At 73.3% G+C, this 19,911-nt stretch carries 13 protein-coding genes and 2 pseudogenes; 4 read left to right on the top strand and 11 right to left on the bottom strand.

Annotated elements, in window-relative coordinates; genetic code table 11:
• Positions 1-47 precede the first annotated feature (47 nt).
• Positions 48-875 carry an SAM-dependent methyltransferase gene (locus ACFVXG_RS35835; protein WP_387933792.1) on the top strand — a complete coding sequence of 276 codons (828 nt, stop codon included), beginning with the start codon at positions 48-50 and terminating at the stop codon, positions 873-875.
• Between the two features lie 218 nt (positions 876-1,093).
• Here the strand turns inward: ACFVXG_RS35835 and ACFVXG_RS35840 are convergent, their stop codons facing one another.
• The 4 genes and pseudogenes from ACFVXG_RS35840 to ACFVXG_RS35855 all read right to left on the bottom strand — a co-directional run.
• Positions 1,094-1,915, bottom strand: a complete 822-nt coding sequence (locus tag ACFVXG_RS35840) for an SDR family NAD(P)-dependent oxidoreductase (protein WP_387933794.1) — start codon at positions 1,913-1,915, stop codon at positions 1,094-1,096.
• Between the two features lie 461 nt (positions 1,916-2,376).
• Entirely contained in the window at positions 2,377-4,770 is a 2,394-nt protein-coding gene (locus ACFVXG_RS35845; RefSeq protein ID WP_387933795.1) for a DUF4118 domain-containing protein, read from the bottom strand.
• 158 nt (positions 4,771-4,928) lie between these two features.
• Positions 4,929-5,888, bottom strand: a pseudogene (locus ACFVXG_RS35850) (chitinase); the annotation flags it as partial.
• A gap of 201 nt (positions 5,889-6,089) precedes the next feature.
• Positions 6,090-6,629, bottom strand: a pseudogene (locus ACFVXG_RS35855) (carbohydrate binding domain-containing protein); the annotation flags it as partial.
• A gap of 323 nt (positions 6,630-6,952) precedes the next feature.
• Between ACFVXG_RS35855 and ACFVXG_RS35860 the strand changes: the two are divergent.
• Both ACFVXG_RS35860 and ACFVXG_RS35865 read left to right on the top strand, forming a co-directional pair.
• On the top strand, positions 6,953-9,607 hold the full coding sequence (locus ACFVXG_RS35860; RefSeq protein ID WP_387933797.1) for a DNRLRE domain-containing protein: 2,655 nt from the start codon (positions 6,953-6,955) through the stop codon (positions 9,605-9,607).
• The gene (locus tag ACFVXG_RS35865; RefSeq protein WP_387933799.1) at positions 9,604-9,882 is read left to right on the top strand and encodes a hypothetical protein; all 279 of its coding nucleotides are present in this window, start codon (positions 9,604-9,606) and stop codon (positions 9,880-9,882) included. Before ACFVXG_RS35860 ends, ACFVXG_RS35865 begins: the two co-directional genes overlap by 4 nt.
• 80 nt (positions 9,883-9,962) lie before the next feature.
• Here the strand turns inward: ACFVXG_RS35865 and ACFVXG_RS35870 are convergent, their stop codons facing one another.
• Together ACFVXG_RS35870 and ACFVXG_RS35875 are read right to left on the bottom strand one after the other, a co-directional pair.
• Positions 9,963-10,823 carry a DUF3592 domain-containing protein gene (locus ACFVXG_RS35870; RefSeq protein WP_387933801.1) on the bottom strand — a complete coding sequence of 287 codons (861 nt, stop codon included), beginning with the start codon at positions 10,821-10,823 and terminating at the stop codon, positions 9,963-9,965.
• 21 nt (positions 10,824-10,844) lie between these two features.
• Positions 10,845-11,939 carry a hypothetical protein gene (locus ACFVXG_RS35875; protein WP_387933803.1) on the bottom strand — a complete coding sequence of 365 codons (1,095 nt, stop codon included), beginning with the start codon at positions 11,937-11,939 and terminating at the stop codon, positions 10,845-10,847.
• Positions 11,940-12,135: 196 nt separating this feature from the next.
• On the opposite strand from ACFVXG_RS35875, the gene nagA reads away from it, so the two are divergent.
• A complete protein-coding gene (nagA, locus tag ACFVXG_RS35880) occupies positions 12,136-13,311 on the top strand; it encodes an N-acetylglucosamine-6-phosphate deacetylase (RefSeq protein ID WP_387933804.1) in 1,176 nt (391 codons plus the stop codon).
• 77 nt (positions 13,312-13,388) lie between these two features.
• Here the strand turns inward: nagA and ACFVXG_RS35885 are convergent, their stop codons facing one another.
• The 5 genes from ACFVXG_RS35885 to ACFVXG_RS35905 all read right to left on the bottom strand — a co-directional run bounded on the left by ACFVXG_RS35885 (position 13,389) and on the right by ACFVXG_RS35905 (position 19,805).
• Positions 13,389-14,159, bottom strand: a complete 771-nt coding sequence (locus ACFVXG_RS35885; RefSeq protein ID WP_387933806.1) for a hypothetical protein — start codon at positions 14,157-14,159, stop codon at positions 13,389-13,391.
• Between the two features lie 365 nt (positions 14,160-14,524).
• The gene (locus tag ACFVXG_RS35890) at positions 14,525-16,504 is read right to left on the bottom strand and encodes a hypothetical protein (protein WP_387933808.1); all 1,980 of its coding nucleotides are present in this window, start codon (positions 16,502-16,504) and stop codon (positions 14,525-14,527) included.
• Between the two features lie 11 nt (positions 16,505-16,515).
• Complete coding sequence (locus tag ACFVXG_RS35895; RefSeq protein WP_387933810.1) at positions 16,516-17,430, bottom strand: carbohydrate ABC transporter permease; 915 nt, start codon at positions 17,428-17,430, stop codon at positions 16,516-16,518.
• Positions 17,427-18,374 (bottom strand): carbohydrate ABC transporter permease, encoded by a 948-nt coding sequence (locus ACFVXG_RS35900; protein WP_387933811.1) that lies wholly within the window; start codon positions 18,372-18,374, stop codon positions 17,427-17,429. The genes ACFVXG_RS35895 and ACFVXG_RS35900 overlap by 4 nt, the downstream gene beginning before the upstream one ends.
• Positions 18,375-18,491: 117 nt before the next feature.
• Positions 18,492-19,805 (bottom strand): ABC transporter substrate-binding protein, encoded by a 1,314-nt coding sequence (locus tag ACFVXG_RS35905; protein WP_387933813.1) that lies wholly within the window; start codon positions 19,803-19,805, stop codon positions 18,492-18,494.
• Positions 19,806-19,911 lie beyond the last annotated feature (106 nt).

Raw genomic sequence — 19,911 nt, forward strand, 5'->3', positions numbered from 1 at the left:
CCTACGATCGGGGCCCACACCGGATGCCGAGGACGGGGTTGACGGCCATGACCGATGACAGCAGCGGGATCGACGAATCCAGGCCCAGCATCGCCCGGGTCTACGACTACCTGCTCGGCGGCAAGGACAACTTCGCCGTCGACCGCGAGATCGGCGACTTCTTCCTCCGGGACCTGCCCGGCTCGGTGGCGATCGCCTTCGCCAACCGCCGGGCCCTGGTACGCGCCGTGGGCGCCATGGCCGACGCCGGCATCCGCCGGTTCATCGACCTGGGCAGCGGACTGCCGACCGCCGACAACGTGCACCAGGTCGCCCAACGGCACGCCCCCGACGCCCACGTGGTCTACGTCGACAACGATCCGATGGTGCTGGCCCACGGCCGCGCCCTGCTGGCCACCGACGACCGCACCGCCGTGGTCCAGGCCGACCTGCGCGAGCCGGAGACGATCCGGCAGGATCCGGACGTCCGGCGCCTGATCGACTTCGACCAGCCGGTGGGACTGCTGTTCAGCGCCATCCTGCACCACCTCAACGACGAGGAACGGCCCGCCGAGTTGGTGCGCTGGTGGGCGGAGCGGCTGCCCCCGGGCAGCCTGGTGTACATCTCGCACTTCCGCTCCGGCGCGAACGAGGAGACCCGGCTCGCCGAGCACAAGCTCCAGGACAGCTTCGGCCGCGGCCGCTGGCGCACCGACGAGGAGATCCTCGGCCTGTTCGGCGACCGCCTCGAACTGCTCGAACCGGGCCTGCTCCCCTGCCGGTCGTGGCACCCCGAGCCCGCCTCCGGCGATGGGGCCGCCGAAGTCCTGGCGGACGACGGGGAGTTGACGGTGTGGGACCGGCTGATCGCCTGCGGGCTGGCCCGCCGACCCTGACCCCCGGAAACGCCGCGGCCCCCTTCGCGATCGGCGAACCGTCGCGAAGGGGGGTGCACCCGGGGCCGGTGGCACGCGGCCCCGGGTGGGTCTAGGCGGTCACTGCCCGGGCTTGCGACCGTGGTTGGACTTCTTCTTCCGCCGGGCCTTCTTCTTGCGGGCGCGCTTGGACATCGTGCGGTTCCTCGTGCTCTTCGGGTGAGGGGTGGTGGGCGGGTTCAGGCGGCCCGGCCGACCAGCTGGTCGGCGAGCTTGGCCAGGCGCTTCTGCGAGCGCTCCTCCTGGGCGGCCTGCGCCGTCGGCGCGGCGAGACCGCCGTCGTAGTAGGCGCCGTTGACGACCTCGACGTCCGGCAGGCAGAGCCGGACCACGGCCGCCGCGCCCTCCGCCGCCGGCGCGCCGGCCCGCCCGTAGAGCGGGAGCAGCGCGGTGTCGCACAGGCCCGGGTTGAGGCTGACGGCGGTGATGCCGGAGCCGGCCGGGGCCATCTCGGCGGTCGCCATGGTGAGCGCCAGCTGCGACTGGGCGTAGGCGGCGACCCGGGAGTACTTCTTCACCCGGTGCGGGTCCGACCAGTTCATCGACGCGGTGCGGTGCAGCGAGGAGGACACGTTGACGATCCGGGCGTCGCCGGCCGCCGAGAGCGGGGCCCGCAGCAGCTTGGACAGCAGGTGCGCGGCGAGGAAGTTGACCTGCAGCGAGACCTCGTTGCCGTCGTCGGTGAGGGTGCAGCGCTCGGGCGCCATCGCGGCGGCGTTGTTCACCAGCAGGTCGAGCGCCGGGTAGTGCTTGACGACCGTACCGGCCAGCACCGCGACCTCCGACAGCTTGGTGAAGTCGGCGGCCAGCTCGACGAGTTGGTCCCGCCGGGCGCCGGCGGCGACCAGGCGCTCCACGGCGTCCTCGGCCTCGGCGGTGGTCCTGGCGTGCACCAGGACGGTCGCGCCCAGGCCGGAGAGGAGCCGGGCGGTCTCCCAGCCGATGCCGGAGGAGGCGCCGGTGACGAGGGCGGTGCGGGCGGACAGAACAGCGTCGGACATGACCCATCCAAGGGTGGCAGGGCACCGGCGGGGTGCGGAGGCGGGACGGCGCGCGGCCGCCCGCTCCGGGGCCGCCGGTGCGGAGAAGGTGGTGCGAACTGGAAGGTGCTGCGAAGGAACGCTCACCCGTTCCCCGCCCTCGGAGCCGAACGGGGCGGGGAACGGGTGGCGGTGATCGGCACGGGCCCGGTGAACGGAACCCGGCCCGTGCGCGCGGCCGGTGACCAGCGGGAAGGAGCTGGGGGAACTACCGGACGGCGGTGGCGACCGCGACCGCGACGACGAACCGCGGCCGGCTATGCGGCGGGCGGTCGTGGTGGCGTGTCGAGCGGTGCATGTCGTCCATCAAAGCCCGCCCGGATGCCCGGGGCAAGCTCCGTCACCCTCCCTGACGAACCCCTGACGCTCCCCTGACGCCCCGCCGGCGCAGCGGCCGGTCCGACCGGTCCCGGCCGCCGTCCTCACTCCGGTGCCCGGGCCAGGGCGATCACGTACGCGGTGCCGCCCCCGGCGGCCGGCTCGACGGCCAGTTCGCCGTGCATGGCCTCCACGAAGCCCCGCGCCACCACCGGCCCGGCGCCCTCCCCCGGGCCCGTCGCGTCGCCCCGGACGGTCACCCTCACCTCCACCCGGTCGGCCACCACCCCGGCGTCCATCAAAACCTCCGCGGCACCCGCCGACCCCGCGCCCGCCAGGACGTCCGCGAACGCCCTGGTCAGCAGCCCGGGGTCGGCGAGCACCCGGGGCAGCCCCGGTGCCAGGTCGACCCGTACACCCGGGACGCCCTCGGCGGCCGCCCGCACCACCTCGGCCACCGCCGTCGGCCGCAGCACCACCGGCATCGCCCCGGCCCGCAGCCGGCTCAGGTCCACCAGATCGGCGACCACCCGCTCCATCCGCGCCGCCTCGGCACCGATCCGCTGCCCGGCCGGGCCCGGCAGCCGCCCGGCCTCCCGCCGCACCGCCGCCACCGGCGCCCGCAGCTCCCGCCCGAGCGCGTCCAGCAGCGCGGTGTGCAGGGCATCGGTGCGGGCCAGCTCCTCGGCCGCCGCGGCCCGGGCCGCCAGCCGCTCGCGTTCCCGGACCAGTTTGAGCTGGGTGGCGTACGGGCCCAGCAGCCGGGTGTCCTCCTCGGTGAGCGGGGTGCCGCGCAGCACGAGCACCGCGCCGTCGCCGAGGTCGACGGTGAAGGACGCCTCGTCCGGGCGCAGCGGCGCCTCCGCCCCGGCCGCGGCCGCCGGCTGCCACAGCGCGCCGGTGCGGACCAGCACGGCGGCGCCGTCCAGTCCGAACACCTGGCGCAGCTCCGCGACCAGGTCGGGCAGCACCCGCGGCCCGGACTCCACCGTCTCCCCCGCGAGTCTGGCGAGCACCGCCGCCTCCGCCCGTGCCCGGCCGGCCTGTTGCGAGCGCCGGGTCAGGCCGTCGATCAAGTGGGCGATCACCGCGGCCACCGCGAGGAACAGCAGCAGGGCCGCGAGGTCGGCGCCGCGTTCCACCGTCAGGCTGTGCCAGGGCGTGGTGAAGAAGTAGTCCGCGGCCAGCGCCCCGGCCGCGGTGGCTCCGGCGGCCGGCAGCAGCCCGCCGAGCCGGGCCGTCCCCGCCACCGCGAGCAGCAGGCACAGCAGCACCCCGGACAGGCCGAGCTGATGCCGCAGCGGGGACAGCGCCCAGGCCAGCGCGACCACCCCGGCCGGTCCGAGCAGCCAGGCCAGCCGGCGCCGCCGGAGCGGGACCAGCGCGGGGCGCCGGCGCCTGGGCTCGGGCGGGACGGTCAGCAGTCCCGGCTCGCGCGGCGGCAGGACCCGGACGTCGATCGGGCCGGCCAGCCGGATCACCCGGTTGATCACCGAGCCGTGCAGCAGTTCGCGCAGCCTGCTGCGGCCGGTCGGCCCGAGCAGGATCTGGGTGGCGCTCTCCGTCCGGGCGAACTCCACCAGGGTGCGGGCGACGTCGCCGCCGCTCACCTCGACGAAGGTGCCGCGCAGCTCCTGCAGCAGCGCCCGCTGCGCGGCCAGGCCGGGCGGCTCGTGGAGCGCCGTGCCGTCGTCCAGCCGTACGTGCACCCCGATCAGGTCGCCGTGCACCCGGGAGGCCGTCCGGGCCCCGCGACGGATCAGGTGCTCGCCCTGCGGGGCACCGTTCAGCCCGACGACGATCCGCTCCTTGGTCTCCCAGGGCGCCCGGATGCCGTGCCGGGCGCGGTAGTCGGCGAGTTCCTCCTCCACCCGGTCGGCGAGCCAGAGCAGCGCCAGCTCGCGCAGGGCGCCGAGGTTGCCGGCCCGGAAGTAGTGGTCCAGGGCCACGTCGATCCGGTCCGGCGGGTAGACCTCGCCGCGGGCCATCCGGGTGCGCAGCGCCTCCGGGCTCAGGTCGACCAGTTCGATCCGGTCCGCGGCCCGGACCACCTCGTCGGGGATGGTCTCGCGCTGGGCGACGCCGGTGATCTCCTCGACGACGTCGTTGAGGCTCTCCAGGTGCTGGATGTTGAGCGTGGTCGCCACGTCGATCCCGGCGTCCAGCAGCTCCCGCACGTCCTGCCAGCGCTTGCCGTGCCGCCCGCCGGGCACGTCGGTGTGGGCGAGTTCGTCCACCAGCGCGAGGTGCGGGCGGCGTGCCAGCAGGGCGTCCACGTCCAGTTCGGACTGCTCGGTGCCCCGGTACGGGACGGCCCGCCGGGGCAGCACCGGCAGGTCCCCCAGTTGCTCCGCCGTACCGCGCCGGCCGTACGTCTCCACCAGGCCGACCACCACGTCCACACCCTCGCCGCGCAGCCGCCGGCCCTCCCGCAGCATCGCGTACGTCTTGCCGACCCCCGGCGCCGCCCCCAGGAACACCCGCAGCTTCCCGCTCACCGTCCGCAGGCTAGGCGACCGGGCCGTCCGCGCCCGGCTTCCGCTCCCGGGTGTCCCTCCTTCGGTCCAGCCGCCGGCCACGCTGGACGGCGGACGTGCGAGGGCCCGCGCCCCGGGGGTACCGGGACGCGGGCCGTCGGCGGTGCTTCAACGGGGTGTCAACGGCCTTGGAGGGACTTGACGTTGTCGCCGAAGGTCCAGCCCTTCGAGCCGTCCCAGTTGAGCGACCAGGTCATCAGCCCCTTCAGCGCGCCGCCGAAGGCGCTCCAGGACTGGCCGACCGAGCCCGGGTCCATGTAACCGCCGCCCGCGCCGGGCTGGGCCGGGAGGCCGGGCACCTGCTTGTCGTACGGGACGGTGACGGTGGTGCCCTGGATGGTCAGGCCGTTGTTCAGGCAGGTGGTCTGGACGGTGAAGCCCTGGACGGTGCCGGCCTGGTAGGAGTCGCCGGAGCAGCCGTACATGCTGCCGTTGTAGTACTGCATGTTCAGCCACCACAGCTGCCCGTTGTCGGCGTACTTCTTGATGATCGGCAGGTAGGCGCCCCAGATCGAGCCGTAGGTGACGCTCCCGCCGGTGACGTACGCGGTCTCCGGGGCCATCGTCAGGCCGAAGCCCGCGGGCATCTGGGCCAGCACGCCGTCGATGATGCGCATCAGGTTGGCCTGGGAGGCGGACGGCGTCTTGATGTCGCCGCTGCCGGACAGGCCGGTCTCGATGTCGATGTCGATCCCGTCGAAGTTGTACTTCTTCAGGATCGGGACGACGGTCGCCACGAAGCGGTCGGCGACGGTGCTGGAGCTCAGGTCGATGCCGGCGGCGGCGCCGCCGATCGACATCAGGATCGTCGCCCCGGCCGCCTTGGCCTGGCACATCTCGGCGGGGGTGGAGACCTTGACGTTGGCGTCCATGCCGTCCTGCCACAGGACGGTGCCGTCGGAGAGGATCACCGGGAAGGCGGCGTTGATGACGTTGTAGCCGTGCGCGGCGATCCGGCTGTCGGTGATGGGCACCCAGCCCAGGCCCGGGTGGACGCCGTTGGCGGCGCCGTCCCAGTTCTCCCAGTAGCCGTGGAGGACCTTGCCCGAGGGCCGGGGCTTGGTCGGGCAGGTGTCGCCGCCGGGCGGAGGCGTGGTCGGCGGGGGCGTGGTCGGCGGGGTGGAGGTGGGCGGGGGCGTCGTCGGCGGCGTGGAGGTCGGCGGAGCGCTGGTAGGCGGAGCGCTGGTCGGCGTGGCAGTCGGTGTGGGGCTGCTGCCGCCGGGGCCGGTGAGCGACACGTCGTCCGCGTAGTAGGCGGGCTGCCCGTACCAACCGTGCAGGTAGACCGTCACCGAGGTGGTGCCGGGCCCGGTGGTGAAGCCGACGCTGAGCTGGCCGTACGACGCGTTGCCGGGCGTCCAGGTGGACGGGTCGCTGCCGGCGCCGGTGCCGGTGGCGCCCAGGTAGACGTAGCTGCCCTGGACGTAAGCGCTCAGCGTGTACTGGGAGTTGGGCTGCACGCTGACGGTCTGGGAGCACTGGGCGGTGTCCTGGCCGGTCGGCGTGGCTTGGAGTGCGGCAGCGCCGGAGTGCACCGGGCTGCCGACCACCGCGGCGGTGCCGGCGGAGCAGGTCCAGCCGGAGAGTCCGCTCTCGAAGCCGGGGTTGGCCACCAGGTTGGGGGTGGCGGCCCCGGCGGTGACGGAGCCGGCCACCGCGATGCCCGCGCCGATCAGGGCGGCGGCGCTCACTCCCGCGAGGGAGCGGGTCAGGACGGTCGACCGGTGCGGGGCGGGACCGGTCCGGTGCGCTGTCGCGCGCACCGGGGTGGGGCGGAAACCGCCCGGTGGACGGGGAGTTCGCGACCTCCGACGGAACATGCTGCGCTCCCTTCCCGCCGGGGCGCCATGGACATGACCGACGCGTGGGGGCGTGGCGCCCGGCTCTGGGTGAGGTGGGGGACATGTGGGGCTGTGCCGGACCGGATCGTAGGAGGGAAGCCGGAGTTGGTCAATAGGTCTGGACCAATGAGGTCTGGACCACTCCAAGAAGACACTGCCCCGAGACCTCCGGAGAAAAGGTGCGCGATAGTGGCCTTTACCTTTATTTGACCATTCTTTACGAATCTTTTAATGTCTTGGGCGTTACTGATCACGGGTCACGCCCCACAGACGAGGGGCCGATCCCCGACGCAAGGACATCCATGTCGTCGATACGACGTAGACACCGCCGGGCCGCCGCGGCCGGAGGCGTCTCGGCCCTGGCGGCGCTCGCGCTGCTCGGCTCGTCCGTCCCCGCCCTGGCCGACGAGGGGGACGCGGCCACCGTGCGCGAGGCCGCGCCGGGGGCCACCCGGGTCGGCACGCCGCTGGGCGGGCCGGTCACCGAGGCCGCCACCGCCGAATCCGCGCTGCTCGCGGCGGAGGTGTTCGGCCGTCGGGTGGAGGTGCTGGACCGCCGGACCGAGACCTCGACCACCTGGGCCGACCCGGAGGGGACGCTCACCACCGAGGTCAGCGCCGGCCCCGTACGGATGCTCGAGGACGGCCGCTGGGTCGACGTGGACGCCACCCTGCGGCGCCGGGCGGACGGCGGGATCGCCCCCGAGGCGCACCCGAACCACCTGCGGCTGGCCGGCCACGGTGGCGCCAAGGCCCGTTCGGCGCGGGCGGCGGCCGAGGCTCCGGCCTCCGCCGCGCGCGACCTGATCACCCTGGGCACCGGCGACCGGAGGATCGGGGTGCAGTGGAAGGGCGGCCTGCCGGCGCCCGTCCTGGACGGGACCAGGGCGACCTACCCGGACGCCGTACCCGGGGCCGACCTGGTGGTGGACGCCACCCGCACCGGCTTCGAGCAGTTCCTCACCCTCAAGCAGCGCCCCGCGGGCGACCTCGCACCGATGACGCTGCCGCTGAAGCTCCCCGGCCTGCGGGCGGTCCAGCAGGACGACGGCTCGGTGGTGTTCAGCGAGCGGGGCAGCGGCGAGCCGGTCGCCACCATGCCGGCGCCGGTGATGTGGGACGCCCAGGTCGACGAGCGGTCCGGCGAGCGCAAGCGCAGCGCCCGGGTGCCGATGACGGTGGCCCAGGACGGCGACACCGTCGAACTGCGGCTCACGCCCGACCCGGCGTTCCTGGCCGACCCGGCCACGCAGTACCCGGTGACCGTCGACCCGGCCACCGACACCCTCTCCGTCATGTTCGACACCTTCGTCCAGGGCGGCGACACCACCGACCAGTCGGCGTCCACCGACCTCAAGCTGGGCTGGCCCGGCGACCACGCCGGCGCCACCAAGCGCACCGCCCGCTCCTTCCTCACCTGGGAGACCGGGCAGTTCGCCGACGCGCTCGTCACCGACGCCAAGCTGGAGCTGTACAACTACCACTCCTGGTCCTGCGAGAAGCGCGGCTGGGAGGTCTGGGCCGCCGACCCCGCCGACACCTCCACCCGCTGGACCAAGCAGCCCGCCCTCCAGCAGAAGGCCGCCACCTCCGCCGAGACCCGCGGCAGCGCCTGCGGCAACGCCGGCTGGGTGGGCGCGGACGTGACCGAGCTGGCGAAGACCTGGGCGAGCGCCAAGGCCTCTACCGGTTCGGTGGCGCTGAAGGCCGTCGACGAGTCCGACACCTACGCCTGGAAGCGCTTCCACTCCTCGGAGAGCACCGAGGACAAGGCCCCCAAGCTGACCGTCACCTTCAACTACCGCCCCAAGAACGGCAGCAACCTCCAGGCCGGCCCGCCCTTCCACAGCGAGGGCGGCGTCTACAAGGTCGACAGCCTGACCCCGACGCTCCGTTTCACCACCGAGGACGTCAACGAGGACGACCAGGTCCAGGGCACCTTCGAGGTCAAGGACAAGACGACCGGCGAGGTCGTCGCGCTCTTCAACTCCGGCTTCGTGCGCGCCGGCGGGACCGCCTCCGCCGCCGTCCCGGCCGGCAAGCTCACCAGCGGCCGCGCCTACACCTTCCGGACCACCACCTACGACGGGCTGCACTACGCCAACGGCTGGTCGGAGCCGGTGACCTTCACCGTGGACACCGCGTGGAAGCCCGGCCCGGCCCTGGACGCCCTCGGCGCGGCCAACTCCGTGCTGGACGCCGCCGACCTCACCCCGGCCGCCACCAGCGACAGCCGGTACGCGGCGATCGCCGAGACGGCCACCGGCACGGTCACCGTGCCGCGCGACCCGAAGGAGCCCACCCGGGTCAAGCCGGACGACATCGCCGCCGTCGGCATCGGCTCGGCCGCCGCCCAGCAGAAGCAGGGCGTGAACCTCGGCGGCAGCGTGGTCTACGCCGACGCCGCCTCCCCGGTGGACACCGTGGTCCAGCCCACCCTGGCGGGCGGCAGCCGGACCCTCCAAGTCATCAAGAACGCGAACGCGCCGCGCGAGTACCGGGTGCCGGTGAGCCTGGCCCCGGGCGCCACCCTGCGCCAGCAGCCGGACGGCTCGGTGGTGATCGTCCCGGCGAACCCGGACGAGCCGATCGCCGCCATCCGCGCCCCCTGGGCCAAGGACTCCCGCGGCAACGACGTCCCCACCTCCTACCGGCTGGAGGGCGACACCCTGGTGCAGCGGGTGGACTTCACCGCGGCCACGGCCTTCCCGGTGGTCGCCGACCCCTGGTGGAACCCGTTCAGCTGGAACTGGCGCAAGGCCGGCAAGGTGGTGAAGAGCGCCGCCAAGAAGTGCGGCATGGGCGCGCTCTCCGCGTACGTCCCCGTCCAGGCCCACCACGTCAGCGTCAACATCCAGCGGGCCCGCAACGGGCTGCGGATGGTGAAGTTCGCGGGCGGCCCCTGGGGCTACGTCACGGTCGCCGGGGCCGGCTGCCTGATCGGCCAGCTGTCATGAGCGGCGGGCGGCGCCGCCTGACGGGCACTCTCGGCCTCGCGAGCCTGGCGGGCCTGGCGGGCCTGGCGGGCCTGACCGGTCGGTACGGGCCCGCGGGCCGGCGGGCCGCGGCCGTGGACCTCGCGGTGCTGCTGGCCGTGCTGGTCGCCACCGCCCTGGTCTGCCGTGGCCTGGGGCTCGGCACCTGGCTCGCGATCCTGCTCGGCGGCTGCGCGGGCGCCGCCACCACGCGCCTGGGTCTCGGCGCGCGCCTGGTGCGCCGCGGCCGGGACTGAGAAACGGGGGCGGTGCCGGGGTTCGCCCGGTACCGCCCCCTGGCCGTCCCGCGGCCGTCCCGCAGCCGTCCCGCGGCCGCTCAGAGCAGCACCGTTGCCGTCACGGTGGTCACCGCCAGCACGAGGACCATCAGCACCTGGTGCACCACGTCCCGCCCTGCCGTGCTCCGCTCGGCGGCCGGGTCCAGGGTGAACTCGCCGGGATTCGCAACAAGATGATGGATCGTCAGCTCGTGTCCGTACGCACCGGCCGGGTTCGCGAGGTGAGATGTGCAGTAGGCCGTGACGGCCGCGCCGGCCCGGGTGGTGAAGGACACCACCGGGGTGATGGTGGTCGAGACGTGGCCGTCGTCGTCGAGGCTGGTGTCCTGGAGGACCGCGACCACCCGCCCCGGCACCGCCTCCATCGCGGCCAGTTCCCCGAGGCGGTCGTTCTTCTCCCGTACCGCCCCCGGAAGTTGGAGGATCCCGGCGAAGCCCCACGGGCCGGCGACGCCGATCAGCGCCCACGGCCACCCCCACCGGAGCGAGGCCAGGGCCACCAGCCCGGCATAGACCAGGAAGAGCGCGAAGGCCGGCCAGCCCAGTCCGCGGGCGGGGCCCTCGGGGATCCCGGAGAAGCGGTAGGCGTGCGGCCTGCCCCGTGGGTGACTGACCCCGATCTCCCGGCCCTCCCAAGCGGCGGTGATCATCTCGCCGCGGTCACCGTCGTTGGTCACCACGACCTCCGCCCCCGAGGCCGGGTCACGGTAGGAGACGACCACCGAGATCCCGCCCTTCCGGGACCCGCCGTGCCGGGGCTGCGTCACCCGTACGATCCGCCCCGTCAGCCGCACCGTCCGCTGGGCCTTGGTCACCCCGGCCAGCGACCGGCCCAGCCCGACCACGGCCACCACCGCCCAGAGCGCGCACCACAGCAGCAGCACCCCGTCCCACCCCATTGCACCCTCCTCCTGTTCCGCTCAGCCGCCGCTGCGCCGCAGCACTTGGCCCCGCCCGTCCGCCTCCAGCGTCCCGGCGCCCCCGTCGCCGGTCACCACGACCCTGAGCGTCAGCGCGCCGGTGAGCCCGTCGGCGGTCAGCTGCCAGCTCTTCGGGGTCCCGACGCCGAGGGTGCTCCGGGCCTCCTCCACCAGGCCGGGGACGCGGTCGTACGGCAGGGAGCGCGGGTCGAACCCGGGACCCTGGCCGCCGGCAGGCGCGAAGACGACCGTCAGCAGACGGTCCTGCACCACGACGGCGAGCGCCCGGCGCTGGTCCGTGCCCTGGGTCAACGACTCGACGGCCTTGCGCAGTTCGCCCTGGTCGAGCAGGGACTGCCCCGGCCCGAGGGCGACCGTGCCGGTCGCCGAGGTCACGGTGACCGTGGTGGACGAGGACGAGGAGGAGGACGTCACGGCCGGTCCGGACGTGCCGATCCCGTCCTCGACCGCCGCGAACAGCTCGGTGCGGAAGAGCAGGAGCACGGCGGCCGCGCCGAGCAGCAGGCCGAGGACGGCGAGCAGACCGACCGCGCAGCCCAACGAGTCCTCCTCCCGTGAGGCCGGGCCGGGCACCGAGTCCAACCGCGCCCCGGCTGCCCGACGCTCCCACTCCGGCGTCGGCCGCTTCACGATCCGCGCCTTCCACGGCCGGTCCGGCGGGTACTCCACCACCACGACCCCGCGCGGCCGGTAGTCGGGGAGTTCGACCAGGTTGATCTCCTGCCGGATCCCGACCCGGAAGGCGGGCGCGCCGTCCGGCACCACGCTCAGCTCGAACCGCACCGGCACATCGCTGGCCTCACCCCCGACGGCCTCCAGGCCCTCGATCAGCGCGAGCGCGGTGCACGGCACGACGGCGGCCTCCCGGGCCCGGCGCGGCAGCGTGGCGAGGAACACCGCCAGACCGTAGGCCGCGGGCAGCGCGAGCCCCAGGACGATCAGCGGCACCTTCCCGATGACGCATCCGCTGATGAACGCGGCCAGGGACGCCCCGATCACACCACCCGTCAGGAATCCCATGGCGAGGTTGGACGGCGCGTCCTGCGTGGGCGGAGCGCCCGCGGCTGTCGTCATGCGGCCGATTGTGCACGTCGGGGGCAACGGCCGACAGTCCCACGAGTGACCAGTACGATCACAAACCGATCACAACTCCCACCACCCGGAGCCCTCTTGGTCACGTCCACGCCGCCGTCGCGACCGGCTATCCCCTGTTCATAATTGCTTGTACCTTGGGCCGATCGAACAGTTCTGAGCAGAGTGGGAGACGCGCGTGACCGTCCTGGATCGCACCGCCCTGTCCGGCGCCCGGCTCGTCCTGCCCGGCGGCGTCGTCGACGGCGACCGCCTGACCGTCGAGGGCACCCGGATCGCAGGCCTCGGCGGGGAGACCCGGCCCGGCGACCTCGACCTGACCGGCCACACCGTCGTCCCCGGCTTCGTCGACCTGCACGTCCACGGCGGCGGCGGCGCCTCCTACACCTCCGGCATCGCCGAAGAAGCCCTGCTCGCCGCCCGCACCCACCTCGAACACGGCACCACCACCACCGTCGCCTCCACCGTCACCGGCGAGATCGACGACCTCACCCGCCAGGCCGCCGTCCTCTCCGAACTCGTCGAGGACGCCACCCTCGCCGGCATCCACTTCGAGGGCCCCTTCATCTCCCACAACCGCTGCGGCGCCCACCGCCCCGACCTGCTGCGCGACCCCGACCCCGCCCTGGTCCGCAAACTCGTCGACGCCGCCCGCGGCCACGCCAAGATGGTCACCCTCGCCCCCGAACTCCCCGGCGGCCTCGACTCCGTACGCATGCTCGCCGACCTCGGCATCATCGCCGCCGTCGGCCACACCGACTCCGACTACACCACCACCCTCGAAGCCATCGACGCCGGCGCCACCGTCGCCACCCACCTCTTCAACGCCATGCCCGGCATCGCCCACCGCGCCCCCGGCCCCATCGTCGCCCTCCTCGAAGACGAACGCGTCACCGTCGAACTCATCAACGACGGCGTCCACCTCCACCCCTCCGTCCTCGACCTCGCCTACGGCACCGCCGGCCCCAACCGCGTCGCCCTGATCACCGACGCCATGGGCGCCGCCGGCATGGGCGACGGCCTCTACCCCCTCGGCCCCCTCCAGGTCCGCGTCGAGAACGGCGTCGCGATGCTCCCCGACGGCAGTTCCATCGCCGGGTCGACGCTCACCCTCGACCGGGTCTTCCAAAGATCCCTGCTGGTACACGGGTTGACCCTCGCCCAGACCGTCGAGTCGCTCTGCGCCACCCCGGCCCGGCTGCTCGGCCTCACCGACTCCATCGGCTCGCTGGAAACCGGCAAGCTCGCCGACCTGGTCGTGGTCGACTCCGACAGCTACGACCTGGTCGCCGTGATGCGCCACGGCCGCTGGGCCGTCGGCGGCGACAGCTTCCCCACCGTCACATCGGCCTGACCGAAGGCGACCGAACGGCGACCGGAGAGCGCCGCCCGCCCGCCGGGCGGCGGGCGGGCGGCGTCGACCAGGCCCGTTCAGCCGATGTAGCCCTCCGGGCGGAAGTGGAACAGCTGGTTGGCCTTGCCGTTCCACGTGCCGTAGACCTGCATGCGGCGGCCGCCCTTGTCGTTGGGGTCGTCGAGCCGCCCGAGGTGATTGCCGGACGCGTCGATGTTGTCGATGGCCTTGCCCGACGCCTCGTTGTTGTCCTTCGCGTACGTCTCGCGGCTCAGCGTCCACACGTCCAGGGTGCTCTTGTCGTCGCCGTACTCCTGCGCCACGATCCAGCGGTAGCCGTCGCCGTCCGTCTGGCCGGTGAGGTACTTCCCCGCCTGGGCTCCGCTCGCGACGAGGATGTAGTACGCATCCCGCTTGTCACCCGCGACGGAGGCCTTGAAGCCGGCCGGCACCAGCTGGAAGAGGTCGTAGATGTCCTTGCCGCTGTCGGTGTTGCCCTTGCGGTTGATGTCGTCGGCCCACAGGTAGCTCCCTTCCATGTACAGCTTGGAGCCGCGGACGTCCCAGGAGTTGGCCACCACCTGCATCTGGAACTGCTTGCCCGTGGTCGGGTCCGTGAAGGCCGGGTCGTAGTTCTTGAGGAAGGCGCACCCGAGCGACAGGGCCCAGATGTAGTCGATGAAGTAGCCCAGACCCGCGGCGGGGTCGGAGAAGGACGACCCGAAGGACTTGTCCATGTCGGCCTGCAGCTGGTCGCAGGAGACGGCGACCCGCTCCGGCCTCAGCCTGGCAGCCAGCTCCCGCAGCTCCTTCATCCGCGCATCGGGGATCGGGATCGCGCTGGTCATGAGTCCATCACTCCTTCTCGTCGGGGCGCACCGGCAGACCGGTCGCCGGTGCTGACCGCCCCCCAGGAGTACCGCCGCGAGAGCGGGCCCGGGTAGGGCGCCGCGTCGCCCGAAGCCCTTTCCGGACAGATCAGGACTCACCCCGATTCCGGCCATTCGGATCATCCGATGGCCATGGCGGCCGGCTCCCTCTCCAGGCCGCTCCGGCCGCCGCCATCGGCGGGAGCGCCGCGACGCGATCGCCCGTGGCAGGGTTCCGGCCCGTCCGGCTTGTACCCAGTGGAGAGGAGGGCGGTTCGAGCCCGGAGGGAATGGCGCGATCGTGCGCGTCCCGGTGGGGCCGGCTCCCGGCATGCCGGCCGCGGCTACTGCCAGTCGAGCAGCAGCCAGCCGCGGTGCGGCAGCTCCTCGGTGACCTCGACGCTGCGACCGGTCACTGCGGCCTCGACCGGCTCGGGGGCGGCCAGCGGGCGGAGCAGCACGGCGTCGGTGCGGGCGGGGTTGCCGGGCAGCTCCACCCGGGGGTGGGCCGGGTCGGCGCTGCCGTTGGCGACGGCGAGCCGCCAGCCGTCCGCCGTGCGGGTCAGGTGCGGGATCAGGTGGGGGCCGCCGGTGACCAGTGGCAGAGTGGGCCGGTCACCCTCCAGGTAGCGGATCGCGGCGTGCAGCAGGCGTTGCCCGTCGTCGTCGTGGGGCAGCAGCTCGACCGCCGTGGCGGCCGTCACCGCGATCCGGCCGCCGAGTTCATTGGTGAACACGCAGCGGCCGGCGCCCCAGACCCGGTGGTCCGGGGTGAGGATCTCGGTCCAGGTCTCGGCCCCCGCGGCCGGCCGGAGCCGGGCCAGGGCCGGCTGGACGTTGACGCTCAGGTAGGCGCCCGCCCCCTCCCCCGTCAGCACCCGCTCCAGCGCGTACGGGCCCGGCTCGCAGGTGGCCTCGCGCTCGACCACCTCCTCGACGGTCACCCCGAGCAGGCCGCCGAATCCGCGGGCCCGCAGGATGTGAGCGGCGGTGCCGTCGAGCAGCAGGCCGCCGGCGAGCATCCGCCGGAGCTCGGCGTCCTCGTAGGCCCAGGCGAGCTGTCCGAACAGCACCCGGACCGGGGCGTCCGCCGCGGTGACGGGCACGCCGTAGCGGAGCAGGTGGTCCGCGGCCGGGCCGGGGTCGACGGCCAGGTCGGCGAGGTCGCCGCCCCGGCGGGTGCGGACGTGCGCGGCGGCGTCCGGGCGGACGGGCAGCGACACGCCGTGGGTGGGCGCCGCCGGCCCGGCGAGCAGGTCCAGCGCGGGCCGGGAGCGGCGCAGCAGCTCGGCGACCCGCGGGAAGCGTCCGGCCGCGCCCGACTGCATGGGGTGGAGGTTGAGGAACATGGCGTCGGAGCCCGCGAGTTGGGCGGTGACGAGCTCCGACCAGGTCTGGGTGTCGGACTTGGACCACGCGGTGTGCGGCCAGTTCTCGATCTCCGGTTCGCTGCGCACGTGCCGTGGCCGCAGGGCCCGCTGGACCTCCAGCATCCAGACCGAGAAGCTGAGTTCGCGGCCCGGCGCGTCCGAGTAGCGGGCGAAGTGCGGCCGGTGCGAGGCCTGCCCGTCGATGCCGAGCGCGTCGAAGAGGGCCGGCCAGTCGCGGCCCTCGACCGAGTGGACGCCGGGCTCGGAGCTCATCAGCCCGAGCTGCGAGCGCCCGCCGGAGGCCTTGGCGACCGCTGCCGCCACGTGGCCGGCGACCTCCAACTGTGCGGTGCGCCAGACCTGTTGCAGCAGCGCGCGCCACGGGTGCGGCGGGCCCGGGGCGGTCACGGCGGCGACCGCCCGCTCCCTGGTCACCGGCTCCCCGGCCAGTTCGGCGAGGCGCTCCAGCATCAGCGGCTCGAAGCCGCCGCCCCAGGGCAGCGGCGCGTGGTTGTGGTAGCGGAAGTCGTCCTCCAACCACAGCACGCGGAAGCCGAGTTCGGCAAAGCGGGCGTAGTGGGCGGTGATCCAGGAGCGGAAGCGCGGGCAGGCCAGGGAGGCCTGGGCGGTGGCCGCGGTGCCGTCCGGTCCGACCATCGGGGCGAAGCCGAGCCGGTCGGCCCGGCCGCGGTCGGCGTGGCCGGCGGTGACCCAGGGGTTGAGGCTGACCTCAAGCCCGGCTCCGCGCAGGATCCCCACGGCGGTCGTGGCGGTGTCGTACAGCCGGTCCTCGGCCCCGCCCGCGGGGTGGCCGGGGTACAACTCCTCGGCGCCGAGCAGCAGGACGACCTCGTCGACGCCCGACTCCCGGCAGAAGGCGGCGAGTTCGGCGGTGCGCTCGGCGGCGTCCGGGGTGGGGTGGAGCTGGAACCGCAGGTGGTACCGGGCTCGCACGCCGGGCCTCCTCATTTGACGCTCCCGGCGGTGAGGCCGGCGCGCCAGAAGCGTTGCAGGGACAGGAACAGGACGACCAGCGGGATCGCGGAGACCATCGCGGCGGTGACCACCAGGTTGAGCGGCGGCGCGCCGGGGCCGAGCGCCCGCTGGGCCTGCCAGCCGACGACGCCGACGGTGACCGGCTGGAGGTGGTCGTCGGCCAGCATCAGCACGGGCAGCAGGTAGTTGGTCCAGATGGCGACGAACTGGAATAGGAAGATGGTGACCAGCGCCGGAGACATCACCCGCAGGGCGACCGTGGCGAAGATCCTGAACTCGCCCGCGCCGTCGATCCGTCCGGCCTCGATGAGCTCGTCCGGTACGGCGGCGGCGGCGTAGATCCGGGCCAGGTAGACGCCGAACGGGCTGACCATGCTGGGCAGCAGCACCGCCCAGTAGGAGTTGACCAGGTGCAGTTCGGAGAACAGCAGGTAGAGCGGCACGGCCAGCAGCGGCTGCGGCACCAGCACCGCGGCGAGCACCCCGTTGAAGGTCAACTCCCGCCCCCGGAACCGGTACTTGGCCAGGGCGTAGCCGGCCATCGCCGAGATCAGGGTGGAGACGGTCGCGCCGCCCACGGCGTAGAGGGCGCTGTTGCCCAGCCACTGCCGGTAGATCCCGTCCTGGCGGGTGAAGACCTCCCGCAGGTTGTCGAAGAGGGCGAAGTCTCCGAACCAGAAGCCGTTCCCGGCGAACAGGCCGCTGCTGGTCTTGGTCGAGGCGACCAGCAGCCACCAGACCGGGGCGAGGAAGTAGACGGAGGCGATCAGGAGCACGCCGAGGGTGAGCCAGCGCGAAGCCGTGTACCGGACGGCACGGTCGGCGCGGTCCGGACGGCCAGGACGGTCGGTGGCGGTGGTGGCGGTGGCAGCGGCGGTGTTCACAGGGCCTCCCCGCGGCGCTGGACGAGCTTGAGGAAGCCGAAGGACAGCGCGAACGCCAGCAGCGCGAGCACGACCGATTCGGTGGCGGCGAGGTTGAAGTTGTTGGCGTCCACGGCGTTGTAGGCGGCGTAGATGGGGGTGTAGCTGCTGCTCAGGTTGGGGGCGACGTTGTGCAGGATGGCGGGCTCGTTGTAGAGCTGGGCGGTGCCGATGATGGAGAACACCGTGGTCAGCACCAGGGCCGGGCGGATCATCGGGACCTTGATCCGCCAGGCGATGCCGAAGGCCGAGCAGCCGTCCATCCTGGCCGCCTCGGCGAGCTCGGCCGGGACGGCCTGGAGGGCGGAGTGGATGATCAGCATGTTGTAGCCGGTCCAGCCCCAGGTCAGCATGTTGCCGATGGTCGGGCCGAGCATGCCGTCGGAGGTCAGGTTCAGCTGCAGGCCCAGGTGGTGGGCGGCGGCGGTGATCGGGCTCAGGCCGGGGGCGACCAGGTAGGACCACATGATCGCGCCGACCACCCCGGGCAGGGCGTAGGGCAGGAAGAAGGCCAGCCGGAAGAACCGCTTGAACATGGTCGACTTCGCGTCCAGCAGCAGGGCCAGGACGAGCGCCAGCAGCAGCATCACCGGCACCTGGACCACGCCGATCAGCAGCACCCGCAGCAGCGAGCCGCGGAAGGCCGGATCGCCCAGCGCGGTCGCGTAGTTGCCGAGTCCGGCGAAGACCTGGGTGGGGGCCGAGAGGCCGAGTCCGGAGCGGTGCATCCGGAACAGGCTCTGGTAGAGGGTGTAGCCGATCGGCGCCAGGTACAGGGCCGTGAACAGCAGCAGGAACGGGGCCAGGAACAGCGCGACGGTCCGGGCCTGGCGGCGGGAGCGCCGGGCGGCCGGGCGGGCGGCCTGGTCCTGCGGTGCTGTCCGCCCGGCGAGGGCGGTGGTCATGGGTGTCGTCCCTCCGTGGTGGAGCATGGGTGGGTCGAGCCGGGTGCCCCGGCCCGACCGGTCGGTGCCGGGCCAGCCGACAATTGGTCAGCCGGCGACGGGTCCGCTGCCGAGGGGTCAGCCGGCGACGGCGAGGCCCTGCTGCTTCATGCCCGCCACGGTCCGGCTCTGCAGGTCGGCGAGCACCTTCGGCAGGGTGGAGCCGCCGGTGCCCGCCTTGCCGAGCCCGTCGCCGAGGTCGGTGGCGGTCTGGGTCATGGTCGGCCCCCACTGCCAGTCGGTGGTGATGTGCGCGGCCTCCGCCTTGAAGACGTCGTAGATGACCTGCCCGCCGTAGAACGGGTCGGGCTGGCTGAGCGCGGGGTGGGACAGTCCCGAGGTGGCGGCCGGGTAGATACCGGTGACCTTGATCAGGTTGCCTAGGCTGTCGGCGTCGGTGCTCATCCAGGTGGCGAACTCGGCGGCCTCCTTGGCGTGGGCGCAGCCCTTGAGGACGGCGGTGGCGGAGCCGCCGTCGTTGCCGTACGCGGGCTTGGCCGCGTCCCACACCGGCATCGGGGCGACGGCCCACTGGCCGGAGCCGTCCTTGACGCTGCTCGCGATGATCGGGGCGTCCCAGACCGCGTTGACGTCGGAGAGGATCTTGCCGTTCGCCATGTCGCCGAACTGCGAGGCGTCGTTGCTCGGGTCGGTCTTGACCAGCTTCTTGTCCAGCAGGTCCTGCCAGTAGCCGGCGACCTTGCGGTTGGCGTCGCTGTCCAGGCTCACCTGCCACTGGTCGTTGCCGGTGCCGAACCACTTGGCGCCCGCCTGCCAGGCGAGCCCGGCGTAGGTGTACGGGTCGTTGCCGAAGTTGCCGAGGTAGACGGTGGGGTCGGCGGCGTGCACCTTGGCGGCGTCGGCGGCGTACTCCTCCCAGGTGACCGGGGGCTTGTCGATGCCGTACTTCGCGAAGAGGTCCTTGCGGTACATCAGGGCCATCGGCGCGGTGTCGACCGGGATGCCGTAGGTGTGGCCGTCGACGGTGACCTGGTTCCAGGTCCAGTCGGCGAACTGCCCCTTGGCGGAGGCGGTGTACTTCCCGACGTCGGTGAGGGCGCCGGCGGCGGCGAAGCTGGGCAGGGTCTCGTAGCCGACCTGGGCCAGGCAGGGGGCGTTGCCGGCCTTGGCGGCGGTGAGCATCTTGGTGTAGCCGCCCTTGGCGCCGGAGGCGGTCTTGGCGAAGTCGACCTGGATGTCCGGGTGGGTCTTGTTGAACTGGGCTACCGACTCCTCGTACCCGGGGGCCCAGCCCCAGAACTCGAGCTTGACCGGGCCCGAGGCGGCGCCCGTACCCCCGCTTCCGCTGCCGCCGGAGGAGCAGCCGGCGACGAGGACCGCGGCCGTCACGAGCGCGAGCGCGGCGGCCGTCGAAACAGGTCTTGTCTTCACGTGTGTGTCTCCTCGGACCCGGAGGGCGGGGCTCGAACCCGGGGCGAAGCGGGTACCAGCCAATTCGTTCGGTTATTGTTTGAACCAACCCTGATAAAGTCAAGAG

Source organism: Kitasatospora sp. NPDC058162 (genome assembly GCF_042884005.1).
Classification (GTDB): Bacteria; Actinomycetota; Actinomycetes; order Streptomycetales; family Streptomycetaceae; genus Kitasatospora.

What these genes read in the sequence shown, in the direction of transcription:
- ACFVXG_RS35835 (WP_387933792.1), top strand. Translation starts at nt 48, where the DNA reads ATGACCGATGACAGCAGCGGGATCGACGAATCCAGGCCCAGCATCGCC.
- ACFVXG_RS35840 (WP_387933794.1), bottom strand. Translation starts at nt 1,915, where the DNA reads ATGTCCGACGCTGTTCTGTCCGCCCGCACCGCCCTCGTCACCGGCGCC.
- ACFVXG_RS35860 (WP_387933797.1), top strand. Translation starts at nt 6,953, where the DNA reads ATGTCGTCGATACGACGTAGACACCGCCGGGCCGCCGCGGCCGGAGGC.
- ACFVXG_RS35865 (WP_387933799.1), top strand. Translation starts at nt 9,604, where the DNA reads ATGAGCGGCGGGCGGCGCCGCCTGACGGGCACTCTCGGCCTCGCGAGC.
- ACFVXG_RS35870 (WP_387933801.1), bottom strand. Translation starts at nt 10,823, where the DNA reads ATGGGGTGGGACGGGGTGCTGCTGCTGTGGTGCGCGCTCTGGGCGGTG.
- ACFVXG_RS35875 (WP_387933803.1), bottom strand. Translation starts at nt 11,939, where the DNA reads ATGACGACAGCCGCGGGCGCTCCGCCCACGCAGGACGCGCCGTCCAAC.
- ACFVXG_RS35885 (WP_387933806.1), bottom strand. Translation starts at nt 14,159, where the DNA reads ATGACCAGCGCGATCCCGATCCCCGATGCGCGGATGAAGGAGCTGCGG.
- ACFVXG_RS35900 (WP_387933811.1), bottom strand. Translation starts at nt 18,374, where the DNA reads ATGACCACCGCCCTCGCCGGGCGGACAGCACCGCAGGACCAGGCCGCC.